Origin of the sequence: Pseudomonas sp. Pseusp3, assembly GCF_047304225.1 — a bacterium.
In the GTDB taxonomy this organism is placed as follows: domain Bacteria; phylum Pseudomonadota; class Gammaproteobacteria; order Pseudomonadales; family Pseudomonadaceae; genus Aquipseudomonas; species Aquipseudomonas fluorescens_CD.
This window is the reverse complement of record NZ_JBGLYV010000069.1, coordinates 1-18,755: the sequence shown is the minus strand read 5'-3', so window position 1 is coordinate 18,755 and position 18,755 is coordinate 1. Positions and strand designations below refer to the sequence as shown.

At 61.1% G+C, this 18,755-nt stretch carries 15 protein-coding genes; 9 read left to right on the top strand and 6 right to left on the bottom strand.

The features are described 5' to 3' along the window. Window positions 1-5: 5 nt before the first annotated feature. The 6 genes from ACCD00_RS21335 to ACCD00_RS21310 all read right to left on the bottom strand — a co-directional run bounded on the left by ACCD00_RS21335 (window position 6) and on the right by ACCD00_RS21310 (window position 6,892). Window positions 6-806: a DUF4123 domain-containing protein gene (locus ACCD00_RS21335; protein ID WP_413427404.1), complete on the bottom strand. Its 801-nt coding sequence runs from the start codon at window positions 804-806 to the stop codon at window positions 6-8. Then, window positions 803-2,122, bottom strand: a complete 1,320-nt coding sequence (locus tag ACCD00_RS21330; protein ID WP_413427403.1) for a type VI secretion system Vgr family protein — start codon at window positions 2,120-2,122, stop codon at window positions 803-805. The genes ACCD00_RS21335 and ACCD00_RS21330 overlap by 4 nt, the downstream gene beginning before the upstream one ends. Before the next feature lie 232 nt (window positions 2,123-2,354). Continuing rightward, window positions 2,355-4,268, bottom strand: coding sequence for an arginine decarboxylase (gene speA, locus ACCD00_RS21325; protein WP_413427402.1), 1,914 nt, complete (start codon window positions 4,266-4,268; stop codon window positions 2,355-2,357). Window positions 4,269-4,487: 219 nt separating this feature from the next. Next, window positions 4,488-4,859, bottom strand: coding sequence for a translation initiation factor Sui1 (locus ACCD00_RS21320; protein ID WP_008016777.1), 372 nt, complete (start codon window positions 4,857-4,859; stop codon window positions 4,488-4,490). Window positions 4,860-5,263: 404 nt separating this feature from the next. After that, window positions 5,264-5,821, bottom strand: coding sequence for an NUDIX hydrolase (locus ACCD00_RS21315; RefSeq protein WP_413427401.1), 558 nt, complete (start codon window positions 5,819-5,821; stop codon window positions 5,264-5,266). A gap of 3 nt (window positions 5,822-5,824) precedes the next feature. Further along, window positions 5,825-6,892 carry a DUF2333 family protein gene (locus ACCD00_RS21310; RefSeq protein ID WP_413427400.1) on the bottom strand — a complete coding sequence of 356 codons (1,068 nt, stop codon included), beginning with the start codon at window positions 6,890-6,892 and terminating at the stop codon, window positions 5,825-5,827. A 485-nt stretch (window positions 6,893-7,377) separates the two neighbouring features. Between ACCD00_RS21310 and gcbA the strand changes: the two genes are divergently transcribed. The 9 genes from gcbA to dusB form a co-directional block, all read left to right on the top strand. Beyond that, on the top strand, window positions 7,378-9,048 hold the full coding sequence (gcbA, locus tag ACCD00_RS21305; protein ID WP_413427399.1) for a diguanylate cyclase GcbA: 1,671 nt from the start codon (window positions 7,378-7,380) through the stop codon (window positions 9,046-9,048). 52 nt (window positions 9,049-9,100) lie between these two features. Further along, window positions 9,101-11,047 (top strand): methyl-accepting chemotaxis protein, encoded by a 1,947-nt coding sequence (locus tag ACCD00_RS21300; RefSeq protein WP_413427398.1) that lies wholly within the window; start codon window positions 9,101-9,103, stop codon window positions 11,045-11,047. Between the two features lie 192 nt (window positions 11,048-11,239). Next, window positions 11,240-12,985 carry a protein-disulfide reductase DsbD gene (locus ACCD00_RS21295; RefSeq protein WP_413427397.1) on the top strand — a complete coding sequence of 582 codons (1,746 nt, stop codon included), beginning with the start codon at window positions 11,240-11,242 and terminating at the stop codon, window positions 12,983-12,985. A 132-nt stretch (window positions 12,986-13,117) separates the two neighbouring features. Further along, window positions 13,118-13,573 carry a type II 3-dehydroquinate dehydratase gene (gene aroQ, locus ACCD00_RS21290; protein WP_413427396.1) on the top strand — a complete coding sequence of 152 codons (456 nt, stop codon included), beginning with the start codon at window positions 13,118-13,120 and terminating at the stop codon, window positions 13,571-13,573. 24 nt (window positions 13,574-13,597) lie between these two features. Then, window positions 13,598-14,056 (top strand): acetyl-CoA carboxylase biotin carboxyl carrier protein, encoded by a 459-nt coding sequence (accB, locus tag ACCD00_RS21285; protein ID WP_413427395.1) that lies wholly within the window; start codon window positions 13,598-13,600, stop codon window positions 14,054-14,056. 17 nt (window positions 14,057-14,073) lie between these two features. Next, complete coding sequence (gene accC, locus ACCD00_RS21280; RefSeq protein WP_223462769.1) at window positions 14,074-15,432, top strand: acetyl-CoA carboxylase biotin carboxylase subunit; 1,359 nt, start codon at window positions 14,074-14,076, stop codon at window positions 15,430-15,432. Window positions 15,433-15,703: 271 nt separating this feature from the next. Continuing rightward, the gene (gene prmA / locus ACCD00_RS21275) at window positions 15,704-16,582 is read left to right on the top strand and encodes a 50S ribosomal protein L11 methyltransferase (protein WP_413427394.1); all 879 of its coding nucleotides are present in this window, start codon (window positions 15,704-15,706) and stop codon (window positions 16,580-16,582) included. Between the two features lie 30 nt (window positions 16,583-16,612). Then, entirely contained in the window at window positions 16,613-17,866 is a 1,254-nt protein-coding gene (locus tag ACCD00_RS21270; protein ID WP_413427393.1) for a DUF3426 domain-containing protein, read from the top strand. Window positions 17,867-18,050: 184 nt separating this feature from the next. Then, on the top strand, window positions 18,051-18,755 hold a 705-nt coding region (gene dusB, locus ACCD00_RS21265; RefSeq protein WP_413427392.1), incomplete at its 3' end, for a tRNA dihydrouridine synthase DusB.

The following is an 18,755-nucleotide window of genomic DNA, read 5'->3' as shown; positions in this document are numbered from 1 at the left end:
CGACCTCATGGCCAGGGTGGGTCGTTCTGCCACAGGTGACGCAGGCTATCGAGGCGTTCCTGTTGAGTCCTGCCCGGCAATGGCTGCACGGGCACGGCGTCGGGATATTGCAAGCGTAGCCATATCCAGCCATCAAGCACCGGGCGCTCGCTGAAACCCAGCGCCCCCCCCTCCAGCACGTGGGCCGACAAGCGGTAGAAATCGACACCGGTGGATTGGCTCCAGCGCCAGGCATGCTGCTCGAGCAGGCAGGTTTGCAGTGTTCCCTGTTGCCCGGCGCTGAGGCTCTCCTCGACTGCCAACGGGCGGACAGCCAGCCCCGGGTTGGACACACGCTGCCAGCCCTCACAGCCCATCGCGCGATCCGCCCAACTGCCGCCGAACCAGCGCAACTGGTTGATGGGCCCCAGCCAGCGACTCAATTCAGCGGCATCGCAGGCATCGAAAAAATAGCTGGCCGTGATCGGGTTGTAGTAGTTCAAAAGGGCCCGGTGCAGGCCAAGCGTGACCGTGAGCATGCGCCGCAAATGCGCCAGCAACGTCGAAGCACTGGCCTCACTGACCATCAGCAACCCGGGCCAACGTTGTCCGTCGACGATGCATAAATCGGCCAGTGCCGGGCAGGTGCGCAGATCGACCAGGACCGGCCCCTGCTCATGCAGCGCATGCCACTCGGTATCTTCGAACAACCCTGACCACCGGGCTTGAGCAAACATCTGCCGAAGTGTGACACCCGCCTGTGGCGTGCCCGGCACATCCAGCAACAGCCACTGCTGTGGTGCTTCGGGCGTGCGTGTCACGATCATGCTCCAGAGCTCTGGCCAAGCTGCGTCGCCAGACGGCAGGTGCACAATGCCTCTGCACAGTGGTTGAAACTGCCACCGCCGGGCAGCAGGCACAACACCAGCAATGGCTCTCCCGACCGCAACCACTGCTCCAGGCCCTCATCAGGGGTGCCGGTGGCCTGGGGTGCGTCGGTGTCCGTCACCTCGATCGTTGCCGGTACATGCAGCAACCCGGCTATCTGTGGCTGATCGGGATCGCCCTCGACAAAACTCACGACCAGCTCAGTCCCTTCCCGCAATGGCGAGAACATTTCGGCCTGCAACGGCCTGGCCAGGGGCAACCAGCAATGACTGGGCGCTGCCCCTTCGCCCTGATAAAGCCAGTCGAATTGCACCGGTACCGGTCTTGCCGGGTCGGGGCCTGGTTCATCGACTTCGACGACCCACGCCCGTTGCAGGCTATGCATCTGTGGTTTGACCGCCGCACAGGACGGCTCGAATGGTGTAGGCCAGCGCAGGGCACGGACCTGATTGTGGTAGGGCGTCGCCATATCCTGGCTGCCCCAATGTTCAACGTGGGTCAGCAGCCAGAGTCGATTGCATTCGGTAACCGGATGACCGGACAGCGGCATCAGCCCACCGCTGCGCAAGGTCGCCAGGTCTGTCCGGCATTCGGCACGCTGGGCTGCTGTTCCCCCGCAGCGCTGACGTTCGAACTGCCGCACCGCCGGCCCAACGCCCTCGTTCCGGAACACCGCCGGTTCGCCGGTTGGGAAATGCTGCCGGTCATCCCCAAACACCACACAGTGTCCGCAGGCCCGGTGTTCGAAGTGGTAGTGAAGCCGTTCCTGGGCGCACAGTCGCTGCAGAAACTGCAAGTCTGACTCTCGATATTGCGTGCAAAAATCTCTGGGCAGGTATTCGCCGCTCAGCTCCAGGCGTCGATCCTTGCCGGTAATGCCATGCTCCCTGAGCACCTGGTCGAGGATTTGCGGCACCGAACGGCCGCTGAAGATTCGTTGGCTGAAGCGCTGGTCCAGGCAAGCCAGTTTTGGCCCCAGGCGCACCTGGCAGAGTCGGGGCCCCGAGGCATGATCACGCTGGACGAGTTCATGCAACTGTCCATGCACGTGGTTTCCGGCTGGCCCGAAATGCAAGGCGGCCGGGCGGTACAGCAAACTGGCAAGGTCCAGCACCGGGTCATCGATCAGCAACTCCAGGTCGAACACGAACGGCTCACTGATGGCTTCTTTACCGGTAAAGGCCAGGACCTCGAAGGAGTCGGGCAGACCTGCTACATCCAGACGAGATGACGGTTCGCTGACTGGATTGAACATCGGCGTTTCTCTACAGGAGGGGCGGCCGGGGATTCTCGCTGAGAGACATGGCCGAGTAGAGTGCCGAAGTACAACTTAGGAAATGACCTACGCGAAAAGAAGACCAAATGGCATGGATCGCCAAGGACGTGGGTATTTTCGTTTGAAAAAACAGAAACGCCGTACCAGGTCATCTGAAATTTCCGCGGCAAACGGAAAAATTTCAGACAACCTGATCAGCGTGACGCTTACCTCAGGAAGACAGGTAAGACGAACGGGTCAGCCCCAGACGCAAGGCATCGAGGAACTGCGTGCGCTCGGATGCGCTGATGCGGGCACTGGCGCACTTGTCGCGGTAGTGAGTCATCAGTTCTTCCGGCGACAAGTGCACGTAACGCAGCATGTCTTCGATGGTGTCGTGGGTTTCGATACCGGCGTGGTACACGCTGCCGTCGGCGTTCTGGTAGATGTTCACCGAGTCGGTGTCACCGAACAGGTTGTGCATGTCGCCAAGAATTTCCTGGTAGGCACCGACCAGGAAAACTCCCAGCAAATAGTCTTCACCTTCGTTCAGCGCGTGCACCGGCAAACTGGTTTCGATGCTCTGCTCGTCGACGTACTGGTTGATCTTGCCGTCGGAGTCACAGGTCAGGTCTTGCAGCACCGCACGACGCAGCGGCTCTTCATCGAGGCGGTGCAGCGGGATGATCGGCAGGACCTGATCGATGGCCCAGGTGTCCGGCAGGCTCTGGAACACCGAGAAGTTGCAGATGTATTTGTCCGCCAGCTTGTCGTTGAGTTCGTCCAGCACCTGACGGTGGGAACGCTGGCGCGCCTTCAGCGAGTTGTGCAGGCGACGACACACCGCGAAGTAGCATTGCTCGGCCAGTGCTTTCTCGGCCAGGGTCAACTTGCCGTCGGCATACTGGGCAGCGACATCGCTCATGTAGTGCGTGGCGCGCCAGTAGGTTTCGGTGACCATCTCGATGTCGGTCGGACCCAGCAGGTCCACCAGCCACTGCACGGTTTCCGGCAGTGCTTCCTTGTTCTCGATCTGCGGAACGTCGTCGTTGTGTTTCTCGACGTCGGTCACTTGCACCACCAGCATGGCGTGGTGGGCGGTCAGGGAGCGGCCGCTTTCGGAGAAGATGTTCGGGTGCGGCAGACTCTGCGCATCGCAGAATTCCTTGAGCATCCCGACCACGACGCCAGCGTAATCGTCCATGTCGTAGTTGATCGAACTGGCGTTACGCGAGTGCGTACCGTCGTAATCCACGCCCAGGCCACCGCCGACATCGATGTGGTCCACCGGCAGGCCGAGGTTGCGCAACTCGCCGTAGTAACGGATCGCTTCCTTGAAACCGTGCTGGTAGTCAGCGAGGTTGGCGATCTGCGAGCCCATGTGGAAGTGCAGCAGGCGAATACCCTGGTCCAGGCTGGCCGCACGGAAGCGCTCGACCACCGACAGCAGTTGCGCCGCCGACAGACCGAACTTGGATTTCTCGCCGCCGGTGTCCGCCCACTTGCTCGACGCCAGGGACGACAGGCGCACGCGCAGGCCGACCTGAGGCTTGACCTTGAGCGAGGCCGCTTCTTCGATCACCAGACCGACTTCGGATTCTTTCTCGATCACGATGAACACGTTGTGGCCGAGCTTCTGGCCCATCAGCGCCAGGCGGATGAATTCGCGGTCCTTGTAACCGTTGCAGACGATGGTGCCGCCCTTCGGCGCCAGTGCCAGCACTGCCAGCAGTTCGGGCTTGGACCCGGCTTCCAGGCCGATGGAAACGTTCTGGGTGGCGATGATGTTCTCGATCACCGCTTCCTGCTGGTTCACCTTGATCGGGTACAGTGCGGTGTACTTGCTCTGGTATTCCAGACGTTCGATGTTGGCGTCGAACGCGCCGGTCAGCTGACGCACGCGGTCCTGCAGAATGTCCGGGAAGCGGACCAGCAATGGCAAGGACAGGCCGCTTTTGCGCAGCTGGTCGACTTGCTCGAACAGGTCGATAGGCGAGCTGCTCGGACCGTTCGGACGAACTTCGACGCGACCGGCGTCATTGATCGCGAAATACCCGGCCCCCCAATGGCGAATCCCGTAAACACTGCGGCTGTCCGCAACTGTCCATTGGCTGCCATCGTCTTTGCGTGTGCGTCGTACGGACATCGAAGTCCCCTATAAAGAAGTCATAGTGCGTCGCCTGGGTTCAGGCCGGCGCAGTCTAAAGAATGAAAATGACGGTTCGTCAACGAGGCAATAGACCCCGCCGACCGCAGTGAGTTTAGAAACCGGTCATGAACAGGCTCTGTGAAAACCATGTGGCTGACGCCAGGCCTGAATGCCATCAGGACCGGATCAAGCCGAGGGTGGTTTTCACAGAGGCTGCTAGCCGCCGGACTTCTTCGCTTTGAAACCGAGCTTGATCAGTTCTGCCAAGAGTAGCTCGACATGATCGCCCTGGATTTCGATGACACCGTCTTTCAACGCCCCACCGGTACCGCAACGTTTCTTCAACGTCGTACCCAGTTCCTTGAGCGCATCTTCAGCCAATGGCACGCCGGTGATGGTGGTCACCGTCTTGCCGCCACGGCCCTTGCTTTCGCGACGCACGCGCGCAATGCCGTCGCCGGCCGGGATAACGGTCTGTTTGCAGATGCAGGCGTCCACCGGTTTACTGCATTCCGGGCAATGACGACCTGCGTCGGTGGAAAATACCAGGCCGCCCAGGGCGGCGAAGGATGCGGCTTTTTTGGCCACCGGCAATCCTCTTTGGAGGACAAAGACTGGCCGCAGCACCTGGGAAGTGCCATCGACCGCGAAGCCCCACTCAGGCAGGGGCAGCGCTACTGAAACGGTTCGACATTCATTTCATTGCAGGAGCGAGCTCGCGATGAACGTCAACGATAACGCGCGGCATCAGACAGCACGTGTCGTCCATTCGTTTTTCGCGAGCGAGCTCGCTCCTACACGTAATGCATCTTTGTAGGAGCGAGCTTGCTCGCGATGGTCGTTAACGATAACGCGTGCATTCAGAATACACGCGTCGTCCATAAGTTCATCGCGAGCTCGCTCCTACAGAAACAGCCATACCGGTTCAGCTTGAAAAGGTCGCGCAGTGTAACGGCAAAAACGCCGATTGCTAAGAGCCAATCGGCGCCAATTTATAGCCTTTTTGCGACGTCTTGCCCGCGAGACCTCAGATAGCGTTTCAATGCCGCCAAAGAGTCCGGGCAGTAAGGCTTTTCCTCGATTTCCCGCAGCACTTGCTCAATCGGCAAAAAGCGCGCTTCGAGCACCTCTTCCGGTTGCAGGATCAACGGGCCGTCCCACACAGCCGAGAACGCCGAACACCACAGGCGATTACCGGTGTCCTCGAAGAAAAAATGGTCATGGGCGGTCAGCTCCACGCCACTCACGCCCAGTTCTTCCTCAAGTTCCCGGGCCGCCGACTCGGCGTAGGTTTCACTTGCGAGCACCATGCCACCCGCCGCCACGTCCCAGTAACCGGGATAGATCGCCTTGCTCAGCGTGCGGCGATGCACGCACAACTCGCCAGCGGAGTTGAACAATATGATGTAGGTGCCGCGCCCGATCAGCCCGCGCTCGCGCAGGTCGGAACGGACCAGGGCGCCGAGCAGGTTGTCCTGCTCGTCGACCCAGGCGATCTGTTCGGCATCGGACGCCGCGCGGTGCGCGGCTTCCCTGGCGTTATCGACCATGACTCAGCCCTGATTGAGCAATTGACGCAAATCGATCACCGCCGCGTTGGCCCGGGAAATGTAGTTGGCCATGACCAGCGAGTGGTTGGCCAGCACACCGAAGCCGCTGCCGTTGAGGATCATCGGGCTCCACACCGGCTCCTGCGACGCCTCCAGTTCACGAATGATCTGGCGCACGCTGACCGTGGCGTTCTTTTTGGCCAGCACATCGGCGAAGTCGACTTCGATGGCACGCAACAGGTGCGACAGAGCCCAGGCCTGGCCGCGGGCTTCGTAGAACACGTTGTCGATCTGCAGCCATGGGGTTTCGACGATTTCTTCGTCAACCTGAGGCGCCACGCCCGGCGCCACCACTTCGGTCTTCAACGCCGTGTTTAGCTTGACCCGGCCAACGCTGGCCGACAGCCGTTGCGACAGAGATCCCAGACGCGTGCCGACATCACCCAGCCAGTTGTTCAGGTTATCGGCGCGGGCATAGAACAATGCGCTCTTCTGGTTCGGATCGGACAGGCGCGCCTGATAGCGGCTCAGGGAATTAATGCCTTCCTGGTACTCGGACTCACTGGACGGCAGCACCCAGCTCTTGTTGTCGAAGTTGAAACGCGGCTCGGCCTTGGCCAGGTCGGCGTCTTCAGCGGACTGCGATTGCGAGCGGGCGAAGTCTTTACGCAATGCGCGGCTCAGGTCGCGGACCTGCACCAGCACGCCGTATTCCCAACTCGGCATGTTGTCCATCCACAGGCCTGGCGGGAATCGGTCGTTGGAAATATAGCCGCCCGGCTTGGTCAGCAAGGTGCCGGCGACGGTCTTGAGGGTTTCCACCGTGGTGTAGCCGACCACCATCTGCTTGCCTTCTTTCTCGGCCGCCAGTTGAGCGGTTTGCTGGACCGGGAACAACGCCGGCTCCTGGCTCCAGTACCAGCCCAGGACACTCGCCACCAACAGGTAGATGCCCAGCAGAGTGGCCAGCGCCCGGCTGAACAACAGGCCGCCCAGATAACTGCGGGCCTCCGACTTCGGTTCAGCGGTACGTTCAGGCGCACTGCCTGTGCGGTTCTTCCAGTCCAGCATGGCGATATCCTTTCAATCTCTTGGGTTCGACGGTTCGACCACAACCATACAACAACGTGCCTTGGCCCGGCACCCGCCATTGCATCGAAGGGGAAAATTACCGGGCTTGTGATGAAAAGTGTTCCTGCCCACCCGACGACGCTGCCGCCCTCAAAATCCACCTAATGGTAAGGATTGCACCCATAAGGGAATCCCTTACCCCCTGAAACCCGAAAAACCGAACCGGTCAGCACTCGCAAAAAAATCATCAATGGCCGAATGCCAATCGCTCGCCAATGGCCGCCCCACACCCGTCAAGTGCCCTGATTAATGCACTTCGCCCTCCGCACGCCGCGACTTCCAGGGCCAAAACCAGACCGACCGGTCACAAACTGAATGGAGTCACATTGCAGATTATTGACGTACAGCACTCATGTAATGGAAAAGTGGTGCTAGCATAGAGCCACCAGTCGACCTCAGTGTGCACCCTAACTAGTAGTCAGGATATGACCGAGCCAGAAGACCCCAGCCGCGAGCGCCTCAAGCATCACTTTGCCCAGCGGGTAATTCATCAGGCTCGTCAGATTCTTGAGATATGGCAGCGCCTGCAACGCAGTGAGTGGTCCACCGCCGACCTTTCGGAACTGAGCGAGGCCAATCTGCGTCTGCTGCGTTTCGCCGAGCGTTTCAAGCAACCGGAACACACGCAACTGGCACGCCATATCGGTCAGTCCCTGGAAGCGGTCGATGCCAACCGCGGACGCCTGAGCAGCGGCCTGATCACCGACCTCAATCGCTTGATGCAGCGCCTGTCACGCACCGGTCTGCGCCATGGCGACCAACTCGATCAAACCTTCCTGCCACCACTGCGCAAGCCTATCTATGTGATGCTGCAGGATCACGACCGTGCCGAGCGCCTGGCCAAGCAACTGGAATTCTTCGGGCTCAGCGCCCAGTCCCTGGACAGCGTAGACGCATTTCGCTCGTCGATGGTTGAGCGCTCGCCGGCGGCGATTGTCATGGACGTGGATTTCAGTGGCCCCGGCGTCGGCCTGAAACTGGCCGCCGAAGCCCAGGAAGGCCTCGACCAGCGTTTGCCGCTGCTGTTCTTCAGCCTGCACGAAACCGACACCCCGACCCGCCTGGCCGCCGTGCGTGCCGGTGGCCAGGAGTTCCTCACCGGCACCCTCGAAGCGTCGAGCCTGCTGGAGAAAATCGAAGTCCTGACCTGCGTCGCCCAGTACGAACCTTATAAAGTGCTGATCATCGACGACTCCCGCGCCCAGGCCCTGCACACCGAGCGCCTGCTCAACAGCGCAGGGATCGTTACCCGGACGTTGATCGAGCCGATCCAGGCCATGGCCGAACTGGCGGATTTCCAGCCGGACCTGATCATCCTCGACATGTACATGCCGGCCTGCACCGGTACGGAACTGGCCAAGGTGATCCGCCATAACGACCGTTACGTCAGCGTGCCGATCATTTACCTGTCGGCCGAAGACGACCTGGACAAACAGCTCGACGCCATGAGCGAGGGCGGCGATGATTTCCTGACCAAACCGATCAAGCCCCGGCACCTGATCACCACCGTGCGCAACCGCGCCGCGCGAGCCCGCAACCTCAAGGCACGGATGGTCCGTGACAGCCTCACCGGCCTGTACAACCACACGCACATCCTGCAATTGCTCGAGGACTGCTCGTTCCGCGCCCGTCGCGAGAACAAGCCGCTGAGCTTTGCCATGCTCGATATCGACCACTTCAAACGGGTCAACGACAGCCACGGCCACCCCATGGGCGATCGGGTGATCAAGAGCCTCGCGCTGTTTCTCAAACAACGCCTGCGCAAAACCGACTTCATCGGCCGCTACGGTGGCGAAGAGTTCGCCATCGTCATGCCGGACACCGATATCGAAGCGGCCTACAACGTGCTCGATGAAATCCGTCAGCGATTTGCCGAGATTCACTACCCCGCTCAACCCCAGGATCTGTGGTGCACCTTCAGTGCCGGGGTGGTGGAGTTATGCGAAAGCTCCGACAGCCTGATGATGGCCAGCCAGGCCGACGAGGCGCTGTATCGCGCCAAAGACGGTGGACGCAATCGCGTACAGGCCGCACGCACATCAAAGCAAAGTGCCACTTTTTTATCGGAATCGACCGATACGGTCATAACCCTGTAACAGAAACGCAATAACTTCAGGCACTTACCATTTCTGCCGTTGGTAGTCCGTAATGCGCCTGAAGCTGCTGACCAATCTCAATACCCTCCTTCTGGTGGCCGTGTGCGTGGCCCTCGGCGCTACGCTGTGGTGGTCGCAGAAAGCCCTTGAGCGCCCGTATCTATTAATGGAGCGCTACCTGGGTCTGTCGCAGCAGTTTCAGAATGAAGTCGCCCGCAGCATCGAAGATTACCTTGGCAGCGGCGATGCACTGCGCCTGAGCAGTGCCGCCCAAGGCATCGAAAGCCTGCAAAAACAACTCGGCGAATTGCCACCGGCCCTGGCCGAGACCTTGCGCCCCAGCCTCTCGACCCTTGAAGAGTTCAGCAAAACCGACCTGCTAGCCGCCGGCAAACTGGCTGGCGATCCGCAGGCGCTGTTGCTGCAGGCCGAGCGGGAACTGGGCGCCAGTCTCGATCAACTCAGCCAGTACGCCAGTGGCAATGCGGCCTACCTGACGCCGCTGCTCACCGCCTCCCAGCACCTGGGCAAACTGTCCCTGGCGCGGGACAAACTGGTCAGCAGCGGCCGCAGTGAACTGGCCGCCGATGTCGAACGCGAAGTGGCCAACATCCGCACCCAGGCGGAGAAGCTCGACGCCCTGCCGCTGCTGGGCGTGACCACCAGCAGCGAGTCGAACACCGATGATTTCGCCTCGATGATGGGCCTTGAGAACAAGGAAAAAACCGTTGCCGAAGATGCCGGCGTTGGCCTCAAGCGCGAGCTTAACAGTCTGCTCACCCGCTACCCGGCCGAGCTCTCGCGCACTCGCGATCAAATCAGCAAACGCGCCGACCTCAGCACCGCGACTCACTTGAAAATCGCCGACGTGCAACAGGCCATCGCCGGGCTGGAACCGGTGGTACGCGCCCAGCACGGACAGATCCAGGGTGAAGTGCGGTTGATGCAAGGCGTGATGATCGGCTTGATTCTGTTGATCGCGCTGCTGATCGACACCCTGCAGCGCAAACTGGCCCGGACCCTGACCAACCTCGCCCCGGCCCTGTCGACCTGGGCCGAAGGCGACTTCAGCCGCGATATTGAACTGGGCAACACCAACCGCGAACTACATGACATTGAAGCCTCGCTCAACCGCTTGCGTGCGTATCTGGTGGACCTGGTGGGGACCATTCGCCGCAACGCCGAACAAGTGGCCGGTAGCAGCCGTACCCTGGCCGACCTGAGCAACGACTTGCACAGCGGCGCCGAGCACCAGGCCGGCGACACGGCGCTGATCCGCGATTCCCTGAGCGAACTGGAAGCGACCATTCAACAAGTCGCCGGTGATGCCAGCCAGGCCGCCGACGCCAGCCGCCACGCGGGCCTGGCCGTGGAGCATGGACAGAAAGTCATCGGCTTGAGCCTCACCGGTCTGCATGCGCTAGTGGATGAAGTGCAAGGCAATGCGCAAATGATCGAACACCTGGCTGAAGAGTCGGCCACCATCGGTGGCGTGTTGACGGTGATCCGCTCGATTGCCGACCAGACCAACCTGCTGGCCTTGAACGCGGCCATCGAGGCGGCCCGGGCCGGGGAGATGGGCCGAGGCTTTGCCGTGGTGGCGGAAGAGGTGCGTTCACTGGCGCAACGTACCGCCGGGGCCACGGCCGAGATCCAGACCCTGATCGCAGGGCTGCAAACCGCCGCGCGACAATCCGTGGAAGGCATGCGCGCCCAGGTCGAACACGCCGAAGCCACCGCCAACCAGGCCCAGGCCGCCGATGGCGCGCTGGATAAGATCGTCGGGGCAATCCAGACCATTTCCGACACGGCAGTACGCATCGCCGATGTCACCGCCCAGCAAAGCGGCGCTGTCAGCGAGATCCGCGACCACAGCGAGCGGATTCACCAATTGGGAGGGGATAACCTGCTGCGTATTGGCGAAGGCCGCGAGCAGGGGGAGAACCTTTTGGTGCTCGGTGGACGACTGCATACAGCCGTTCAGGCGTTCCGCGTCTGACAGATTGCTTTCGCGAGCAAGCCCGCTCCCACATTTGATCTCTGGTGTTCACAAATGATGTGCACACAGCAGAACCAATGTGGGAGCGGGCTCGCTCGCGAAGGCGTCAGAACCTTCACCACGAAACGCCCGCCCTGCACACCCCCGCAACTGTCCGCTATCATCCCCCCAATTCCGATACGCGAGACCGTCATGCGCCGCTTGCTCTGCCTGTTGTTTTTAGTGTTTGCCCTGCCGGCCAGCGCCACTGGCTTGCTGGAGAATCGCCCCAGTTCGACCCTGGGCTCGATCAACAACAGCGCCGACTTCCTGCCAGTGCGTGAAGCCTTCCGGCTGAGCCTGGTAGAAAGCACGCCGCAATCGATCAAGCTGCGCTTCGTCGCCACTGAGGGTTATTACCTCTACCGCCACCGTTTTCAGTTTCGCGCAGATCCGGCCGAAGTCGTCCTCGGCGCCGCGAAACTGCCAGACGGCCAGAAAAAGCACGATGAATATTTCGGCGATGTCGAGGTCTATCACGGCATTCTCGACGTCGAGCTGCCGCGCACCGACCAGCGCGCCTTCACCCTGGCCGTGACCTATCAGGGTTGCGCCGACAAAGGCCTGTGCTATCCGCCGGAAACCGAGCGATTGAGCATCGACGGCAGCGGCGCTCCGGCGACGGCCTATCAGTGGAATTGGCGCGAACTGGCCTTGTTTTTTCTCGCCGGCCTTGGCCTGACGTTCACGCCGTGCGTGCTGCCCATGCTGCCGATCCTGTCCGGCGTGGTACTGCGCGGCCAGGTCGGCGGCTGGCGCGGTTTCAATCTATCACTGGCCTATGTGCTGCCGATGGCCGCCTGCTTTGCCCTGCTCGGCGCGCTGATGGGCCTGTTCGGTGCCCAGCTCAATCTGCAGGCGCGGCTGCAATCGGCCTGGGTGCTGGTGCCTTTCGCGATGTTTTTTGCGCTGTTCGCGCTGGCGATGTTCGGCGTCTTCGAACTGAAACTGCCGCACGCGATCAGCAGTCGCCTGGACCGTATCGCCGGTCGCACCGAAGGCGGGTCACTGTGGGGCGCCGCGGTGTTGGGCGTGGTCTCCAGTTTGTTGGTTTCACCCTGTGTTTCGGCGCCATTGGCCGGCGCGCTGCTGTATATCAGCGCCAGTGGCGATGCGCTGGGCGGCGGCCTGAAGCTGTTCATGCTCGGCCTCGGCATGGGCGCACCGCTGTTGCTGGTGGCCACCGGTGGCGCAGCCTGGTTGCCGAAAAGCGGCCCGTGGCTGGTCTATGTGAAAAACGCAATTGGCGTGTTGTTGCTCGGGTTGGCCATCGGCCTGCTCAGCCGCATCCTGCCGGGTCAGGTCACCTTGCTGCTGATCGGCTTGCTGGCGGGCGGCGTCGGCCTGTTCATGGGGGCTCTGGAGTTCGTCTATAAACCGCCGCGCAAACGCCTGGGCCAATTGCTCGGCATGTTCCTGCTGTTTTACGCACTGGCCTGCTGGTATGGCGCCTTCAGCGGCCAGACCGACCCGTTCAACCCGATTGGCCAGCCCCGTATCATTGACAACAGCGGACCTGCGCAAAACACCAGCAGCTGGCAAACCGTCAGCACACCGGTCGATCTGGATCGCGCACTCGCCGACGCACGGTCATCCGGCACACCGCTGCTGCTCGACTGGTACGCCGACTGGTGCATCAGCTGCAAAGTCATCGAACATGAGGTGCTGAACGACCCGGTCGTCGTCGAACGCCTCAAGGGTTACCGGCTGATCCGCTTCGACATCACCGCCAGCAACGCCGAACAACGCGCCCTGCTCGACCGTTACCAGTTGTTCGGCCCTCCGGCCCTGATGTTTTTCGGCAAGGACGGTGTCGAACGCGCCGATGTGCGGGTGATCGGCGAGATCAACGCCAAAGACTTCGCCGAACGTGTTACCAGGGCCAATGACCAAATTTAATCAAGCAGTCATATATTTCGCGCAAACATCGGTCATCGTGCCGGCTATTGCAGAGAACTGGACAGTCACAAAGGCTTTGCGGCATAGTCGCCGGGTTCTGACAATTGCTCACGGATAACAAAGGAACCGCCGATGGCGACACTACTCGTATTGCACGGACCCAACCTGAACCTGCTCGGCACTCGCGAACCGGGTACCTACGGCGCCACGACGCTGGCGCAGATCAACCAGGACCTGGAACGCCGTGCCCGCGAAGCCGGTCACCATTTGCTGCACCTGCAAAGCAATGCCGAGTACGAATTGATCGACCGTATTCACGCCGCCCGCGGCGAAGGCGTGGACTTCATTTTGATCAATCCGGCAGCTTTTACACATACAAGTGTCGCATTACGTGACGCGCTGCTGGCGGTGAGCATCCCATTCATCGAAGTGCATTTGTCTAACGTGCACAAACGCGAACCTTTCCGCCATCACTCTTACTTCTCCGACGTAGCGGTGGGAGTGATCTGCGGCCTTGGCGCCAGCGGTTACCGACTGGCCCTGGAGGCCGCCCTGGAACAGCTTGAACAACAAGTTAACCGCCCCTGACCGACCCTTGGGAGTTGATGATTCATGGATATCCGTAAAGTTAAGAAACTGATCGAACTGCTGGAAGAGTCCGGCATCGACGAGCTCGAGATCAAGGAAGGCGAAGAGTCCGTACGCATCAGCCGTCATAGCAAGACTCCGGCTCAGCAGTACTACGCGCCGGCACCAATGCCTGCTCCGGTTGCCGCGCCTGCCGCTGCCGCCGCTCCGGCTGCTGCACCTGCTGCCGCCGCCGCTCCAGCACTGAACGGTGCCGTTGCCCGTTCGCCGATGGTCGGTACTTTCTATCGCAAGTCTTCGCCAACCTCGCCGTCCTTCGTGGAAGTCGGCCAGACCGTGAAGAAAGGCGACACCCTGTGCATCGTTGAAGCCATGAAGATGATGAACCACATCGAAGCTGAAACCAGCGGTGTGATCGAATCCATCCTCGTCGAAGACGGCCAGCCGGTTGAGTACGACCAACCGCTGTTCACCATCGTTTGAACCGCGGAGAGCCTTTGATGACTGCGAAGTTGGAAAAAGTTCTGATCGCCAACCGCGGTGAGATCGCCCTGCGGATCCTGCGCGCCTGCAAAGAGATGGGCATCAAGACCGTCGCCGTTTACTCCAAGGCTGACAAGGAACTGATGCACCTGGGCCTGGCGGACGAATCCGTCTGCATCGGTCCGGCATCGGCCGCCCACTCCTACCTGCACATTCCGGCAATCATTGCCGCAGCCGAAGTGACTGGCGCCACCGCCATTCACCCGGGCTACGGCTTCCTTGCGGAAAACGCCGACTTCGCCGAGCAGGTCGAGAAATCCGGCTTCGCGTTCATTGGCCCGAAAGCTGAAACCATTCGCCTGATGGGCGACAAGGTATCGGCCAAGCACGCCATGATCGCCGCCGGCGTACCGACTGTTCCGGGCTCTGACGGCCCGTTGCCGGAAGACGAAGAAACCGCTCTGCGCATCGGTCGCGAAGTCGGCTACCCGGTGATCATCAAGGCCGCTGGCGGCGGCGGTGGTCGCGGCATGCGCGTTGTGCATAAAGAAGAAGACCTGATTTCCTCGGCCAAACTGACCCGCTCCGAAGCAGGCGCGGCGTTCGGTAACCCGATGGTCTATCTGGAAAAATTCCTGACCAACCCACGTCACGTGGAAGTCCAGGTTCTTTCCGATGGTCAGGGTCACGCTATCCATCTGGGCGACCGCGACTGCTCGTTGCAACGTCGCCACCAGAAAGTTCTCGAAGAAGCGCCGGCACCGGGCATCGACGAGAACGCGCGCGAGGAAGTCCTCGCCCGCTGCGTCAGGGCGTGCATCGACATCGGTTACCGTGGCGCAGGTACTTTCGAGTTCCTGTACGAGAACGGTCGCTTCTACTTCATCGAGATGAACACTCGTGTCCAGGTAGAGCACCCGGTATCGGAAATGGTCACCGGCATAGACATCGTCAAGGAGATGCTCAGCATCGCCGCCGGCAACAAGCTGTCGTTCACCCAGGATGACGTCGTCATCCGCGGTCACGCACTGGAATGCCGGATCAACGCCGAGGACCCGAAAACCTTCATGCCGAGCCCGGGCACGGTCAAGCATTTCCACGCTCCAGGCGGCAACGGCGTTCGCGTCGATTCGCACCTGTACAGTGGCTATGCCGTTCCGCCGAACTACGACTCGTTGATCGGCAAGCTGATCACCTACGGCGCAACCCGTGACGAAGCCATGGCGCGCATGCGCAATGCGCTGGACGAAATCGTGGTCGACGGGATCAAGACCAACATCCCGCTGCACCGCGACCTGACCCGCGATGAAGGCTTCTGCAAAGGGGGCGTGAATATTCACTACCTCGAGCACAAGCTGGCTGGCGAGAAGCACTAAGCTTCGAACCCATCAACAAAGCCGCCTTTGGGCGGCTTTGTTGTATCTGGACGCTCCATCAGATAGGTGACTTTGCACATTCCCTGTGGGAGCGGGCTTGCCCGCGAAGGCGTCTGCACACCCAACATCAATGTAGCAGGCAGTCCGCTTTCGCGAGCAAGCCCGCTCCCACAGGTACAGTGGACTCCCACAAACCCTCCGTGCTCGCGTAAACTTGCGCGCTTCTCGCAGCCCGCTAGGCTGCAATCAACATTTTTCAAAGGTGCCCGCCATGCCTTGGCTGCAAGTACGTCTCGCCATCAGCCCAGAACAAGCCGAAACCTATGAAGACGCTTTCCTTGAAGTGGGCGCCGTGTCGGTGACCTTCATGGACGCCGAAGATCAGCCGATCTTCGAGCCGGAACTCAACACCACGCCGCTGTGGTCGCACACGCACCTGCTGGCCCTGTTCGAAGGCGGTACCGAGCCCGGCCCGGTACTGGCCCATCTGGAGCTGCTGACCGGCAGCCCGCTGCCTGAACACCACAGCGAAGTGATCGAAGACCAGGACTGGGAACGCAGCTGGATGGACAATTTCCAGCCAATGCGTTTCGGCCAGCGCCTGTGGATCGTGCCGAGCTGGCACGCCGCGCCGGAGCCTGATGCAGTGAATCTGCTGCTGGACCCAGGCCTGGCATTCGGCACCGGTACCCACCCGACTACCGCACTGTGCCTGGAATGGCTCGACGGTCAGGACCTGAAGGACTGCAACGTGCTGGACTTCGGCTGCGGCTCGGGGATTCTGGCGATTGCCGCCCTGTTGCTGGGCGCAAAACAAGCCGTCGGTACCGATATCGACGTGCAGGCCCTGGAAGCCTCCCGCGACAACGCCGGACGCAACAACATTGCCGAAGAGCTGTTCCCACTGTACCTGCCGCAAGACCTGCCGCAGGTTCAAGCCGATGTACTGGTCGCCAACATTCTCGCCGGCCCGCTGGTTTCCCTGGCACCGCAGTTGTCCGGCCTGGTCAAGCCGGGCGGTCGCCTGGCGCTGTCGGGCATCCTTGCCGAACAGGGCGACGAAGTCGCTGCCGCCTACGCCGAGGACTTCGATCTGGATCCGATCGCCAATCGCGATGGCTGGGTGCGCATCACTGGCCGTCGGCGCTAGAATGACCGCCTGCATAATCCGGATCGCCGCATGACCGATAGCTTCGTCACCCAGTGCCCGCATTGCCAAACCAGCTTCCGCGTCAGCCATGCCCAGTTGAGCGTGGCGCGTGGCGTGGTTCGTTGCGGCTCCTGCCTGCAGGTGTTCAATGCCGCCAGGCAGTTGCTTGAACAGGCGGGCAAGGAATCACCGGTAGCGACGCCGATTCCGCCTGTGCAGCCTGCGCAGCCCCTCGAACCATCGCCGCCGCGCGCCATCAGCCAAAAGCAATGGAGCGCGACCGAACTGGACCTGGACAGCCTCGACCTCGACGAAGAACTCGCCCGGCTCGAACAGCGGGAGATCCAGCCGGCCACCGAACTCGGTCGCCATCGCGACGACTCGCTGAGCGCCCGTCGCGACAGCACCGGGCAGGATGACGAAGAGCCGTGGTCCGACAGCCTGTTCAGTGAGTCGGCCGCCGATCGTGCGCAAGCCGACGAACCGCTCGACAGCCTTGAAACGCCAGAGCCCACGGTCGAACCGGGCAAAGCCTCACGTACCGAACCTTCGCTGTCCCTGGAACCGGTTGATCTGGACGACGAGCCGCAGCCGCCCCAGCTGCGATTGCACGACCCTCTCGATGCACCGCTGAACCACGAACGCCTGTCGGCCACCGACGAAAACGGAATCGACGACAACCTGCCCTCGATCGAACCGCTGCGCAAACGACGCGAGCGTAGCGAGCCGGGCGTGCGCGCTGAAGTGCTGCAAGACCTGACCGACGATCCGCTGCAACTGGATTGGCAAAAACGCCGCTCGCCCTGGGGCCGACGACTGCTGTGGTCGCTGCTGGTGCTGATTGCCGCTGGCGCCCTCGCCGGCCAGTACATCGCCTACCATTTCGACGAACTGGCGCGACAGGATCAATATCGTCCGTGGTTCCAGCAACTTTGCCCGCAAATCGGCTGCATCGTGCCCTCCAAAGTCGACATCGCGAAAATCAAAAGCAGCAACCTGGTGGTGCGCAGCCATCCCGAGTTCAATGGCGCTCTGGTGGTCGATGCGATCATCTATAACCGCGCGCCCTTCTCCCAGCCCTTCCCGCTGCTGGAACTGCGCTTCGCCGACCTCAATGGCCACCTGATCGCCAGCCGCCGCTTCAAACCCGGCGAGTACCTCAATGGCGATCTCGAAGGCATGGCGGAAATGCCACCGCAAACGCCGATCCACATCGCCCTGGACATTCTCGACCCCGGCGCCAAAGCCGTGAACTACAGTTTGAGCTTTCACTCTCCGGAGTGAAACGCCTCATCGACCTAGGATTGATGTCGGCTTTTTGACTCCACCCGGCAAACCAAACCACGGGTAATAACAGAATAACTGTTCAGATTTTGTTCAATTCAGCCTTTATCCAGTCATCGAGAGCGGGTATCATGCCAACCCTTTTTCGAACTCCCATGATCCGGCCCCACAACAGGGAAGTCCTATGTCGGCGGTACGCATCGGCCCATACACATTACATAACAGCTTGATTCTCGCCCCCATGGCGGGCGTCACCGACCAGCCCTTTCGTCAGCTGTGCAAGCGCCTGGGCGCGGGACTGGTTGTCTCGGAAATGGTCACCAGCGACATGAGCTTGTGGAACACCCGCAAGTCGCGCATGCGCATGATCCATGAAGGTGATCCCGAGCCACGCTCGGTACAGATCGCCGGTGGGGACGCGCAAATGCTGGCGGACGCCGCCCGTGCCAACGTTGAAATGGGCGCGCAGATTATTGATATCAACATGGGCTGTCCGGCAAAAAAAGTCTGCAACAAGGCTGCCGGTTCCGCACTGTTGAAGGATGAGCCCTTGGTAACCGAGATCCTGCAGGCTGTCGTGGCCGCGGTCGATGTGCCGGTTACCCTGAAGATCCGGACCGGTTGGGACCGGGACAACAAGAACGGCCTGACGGTGGCGAAAATCGCCGAGCAGGCAGGCATTACGGCGCTGGCAGTGCATGGCCGCACCCGTGCCGACCTGTACACCGGTGAAGCCGAGTACGACACCATTGCCGCGATCAAGCAGGCGGTGTCGATTCCGGTCTTCGCCAACGGCGATATCGACTCGCCGGAAAAAGCCCGGTACGTGCTCGACGCGACCGGTGCCGATGGCCTGCTGATTGGCCGGGCCGCCCAGGGGCGGCCGTGG

Excerpts from the sequence above, each read along its gene's own strand:
- gcbA (WP_413427399.1), top strand. The coding sequence starts at position 7,378 with ATGACCGAGCCAGAAGACCCCAGCCGCGAGCGCCTCAAGCATCACTTT.
- ACCD00_RS21270 (WP_413427393.1), top strand. The coding sequence starts at position 16,613 with ATGACCGATAGCTTCGTCACCCAGTGCCCGCATTGCCAAACCAGCTTC.
- ACCD00_RS21315 (WP_413427401.1), bottom strand. The coding sequence starts at position 5,821 with ATGGTCGATAACGCCAGGGAAGCCGCGCACCGCGCGGCGTCCGATGCC.
- accC (WP_223462769.1), top strand. The coding sequence starts at position 14,074 with ATGACTGCGAAGTTGGAAAAAGTTCTGATCGCCAACCGCGGTGAGATC.
- aroQ (WP_413427396.1), top strand. The coding sequence starts at position 13,118 with ATGGCGACACTACTCGTATTGCACGGACCCAACCTGAACCTGCTCGGC.
- ACCD00_RS21310 (WP_413427400.1), bottom strand. The coding sequence starts at position 6,892 with ATGCTGGACTGGAAGAACCGCACAGGCAGTGCGCCTGAACGTACCGCT.
- prmA (WP_413427394.1), top strand. The coding sequence starts at position 15,704 with ATGCCTTGGCTGCAAGTACGTCTCGCCATCAGCCCAGAACAAGCCGAA.
- accB (WP_413427395.1), top strand. The coding sequence starts at position 13,598 with ATGGATATCCGTAAAGTTAAGAAACTGATCGAACTGCTGGAAGAGTCC.
- ACCD00_RS21335 (WP_413427404.1), bottom strand. The coding sequence starts at position 806 with ATGATCGTGACACGCACGCCCGAAGCACCACAGCAGTGGCTGTTGCTG.
- speA (WP_413427402.1), bottom strand. The coding sequence starts at position 4,268 with ATGTCCGTACGACGCACACGCAAAGACGATGGCAGCCAATGGACAGTT.
- ACCD00_RS21300 (WP_413427398.1), top strand. The coding sequence starts at position 9,101 with ATGCGCCTGAAGCTGCTGACCAATCTCAATACCCTCCTTCTGGTGGCC.
- ACCD00_RS21295 (WP_413427397.1), top strand. The coding sequence starts at position 11,240 with ATGCGCCGCTTGCTCTGCCTGTTGTTTTTAGTGTTTGCCCTGCCGGCC.
- ACCD00_RS21330 (WP_413427403.1), bottom strand. The coding sequence starts at position 2,122 with ATGTTCAATCCAGTCAGCGAACCGTCATCTCGTCTGGATGTAGCAGGT.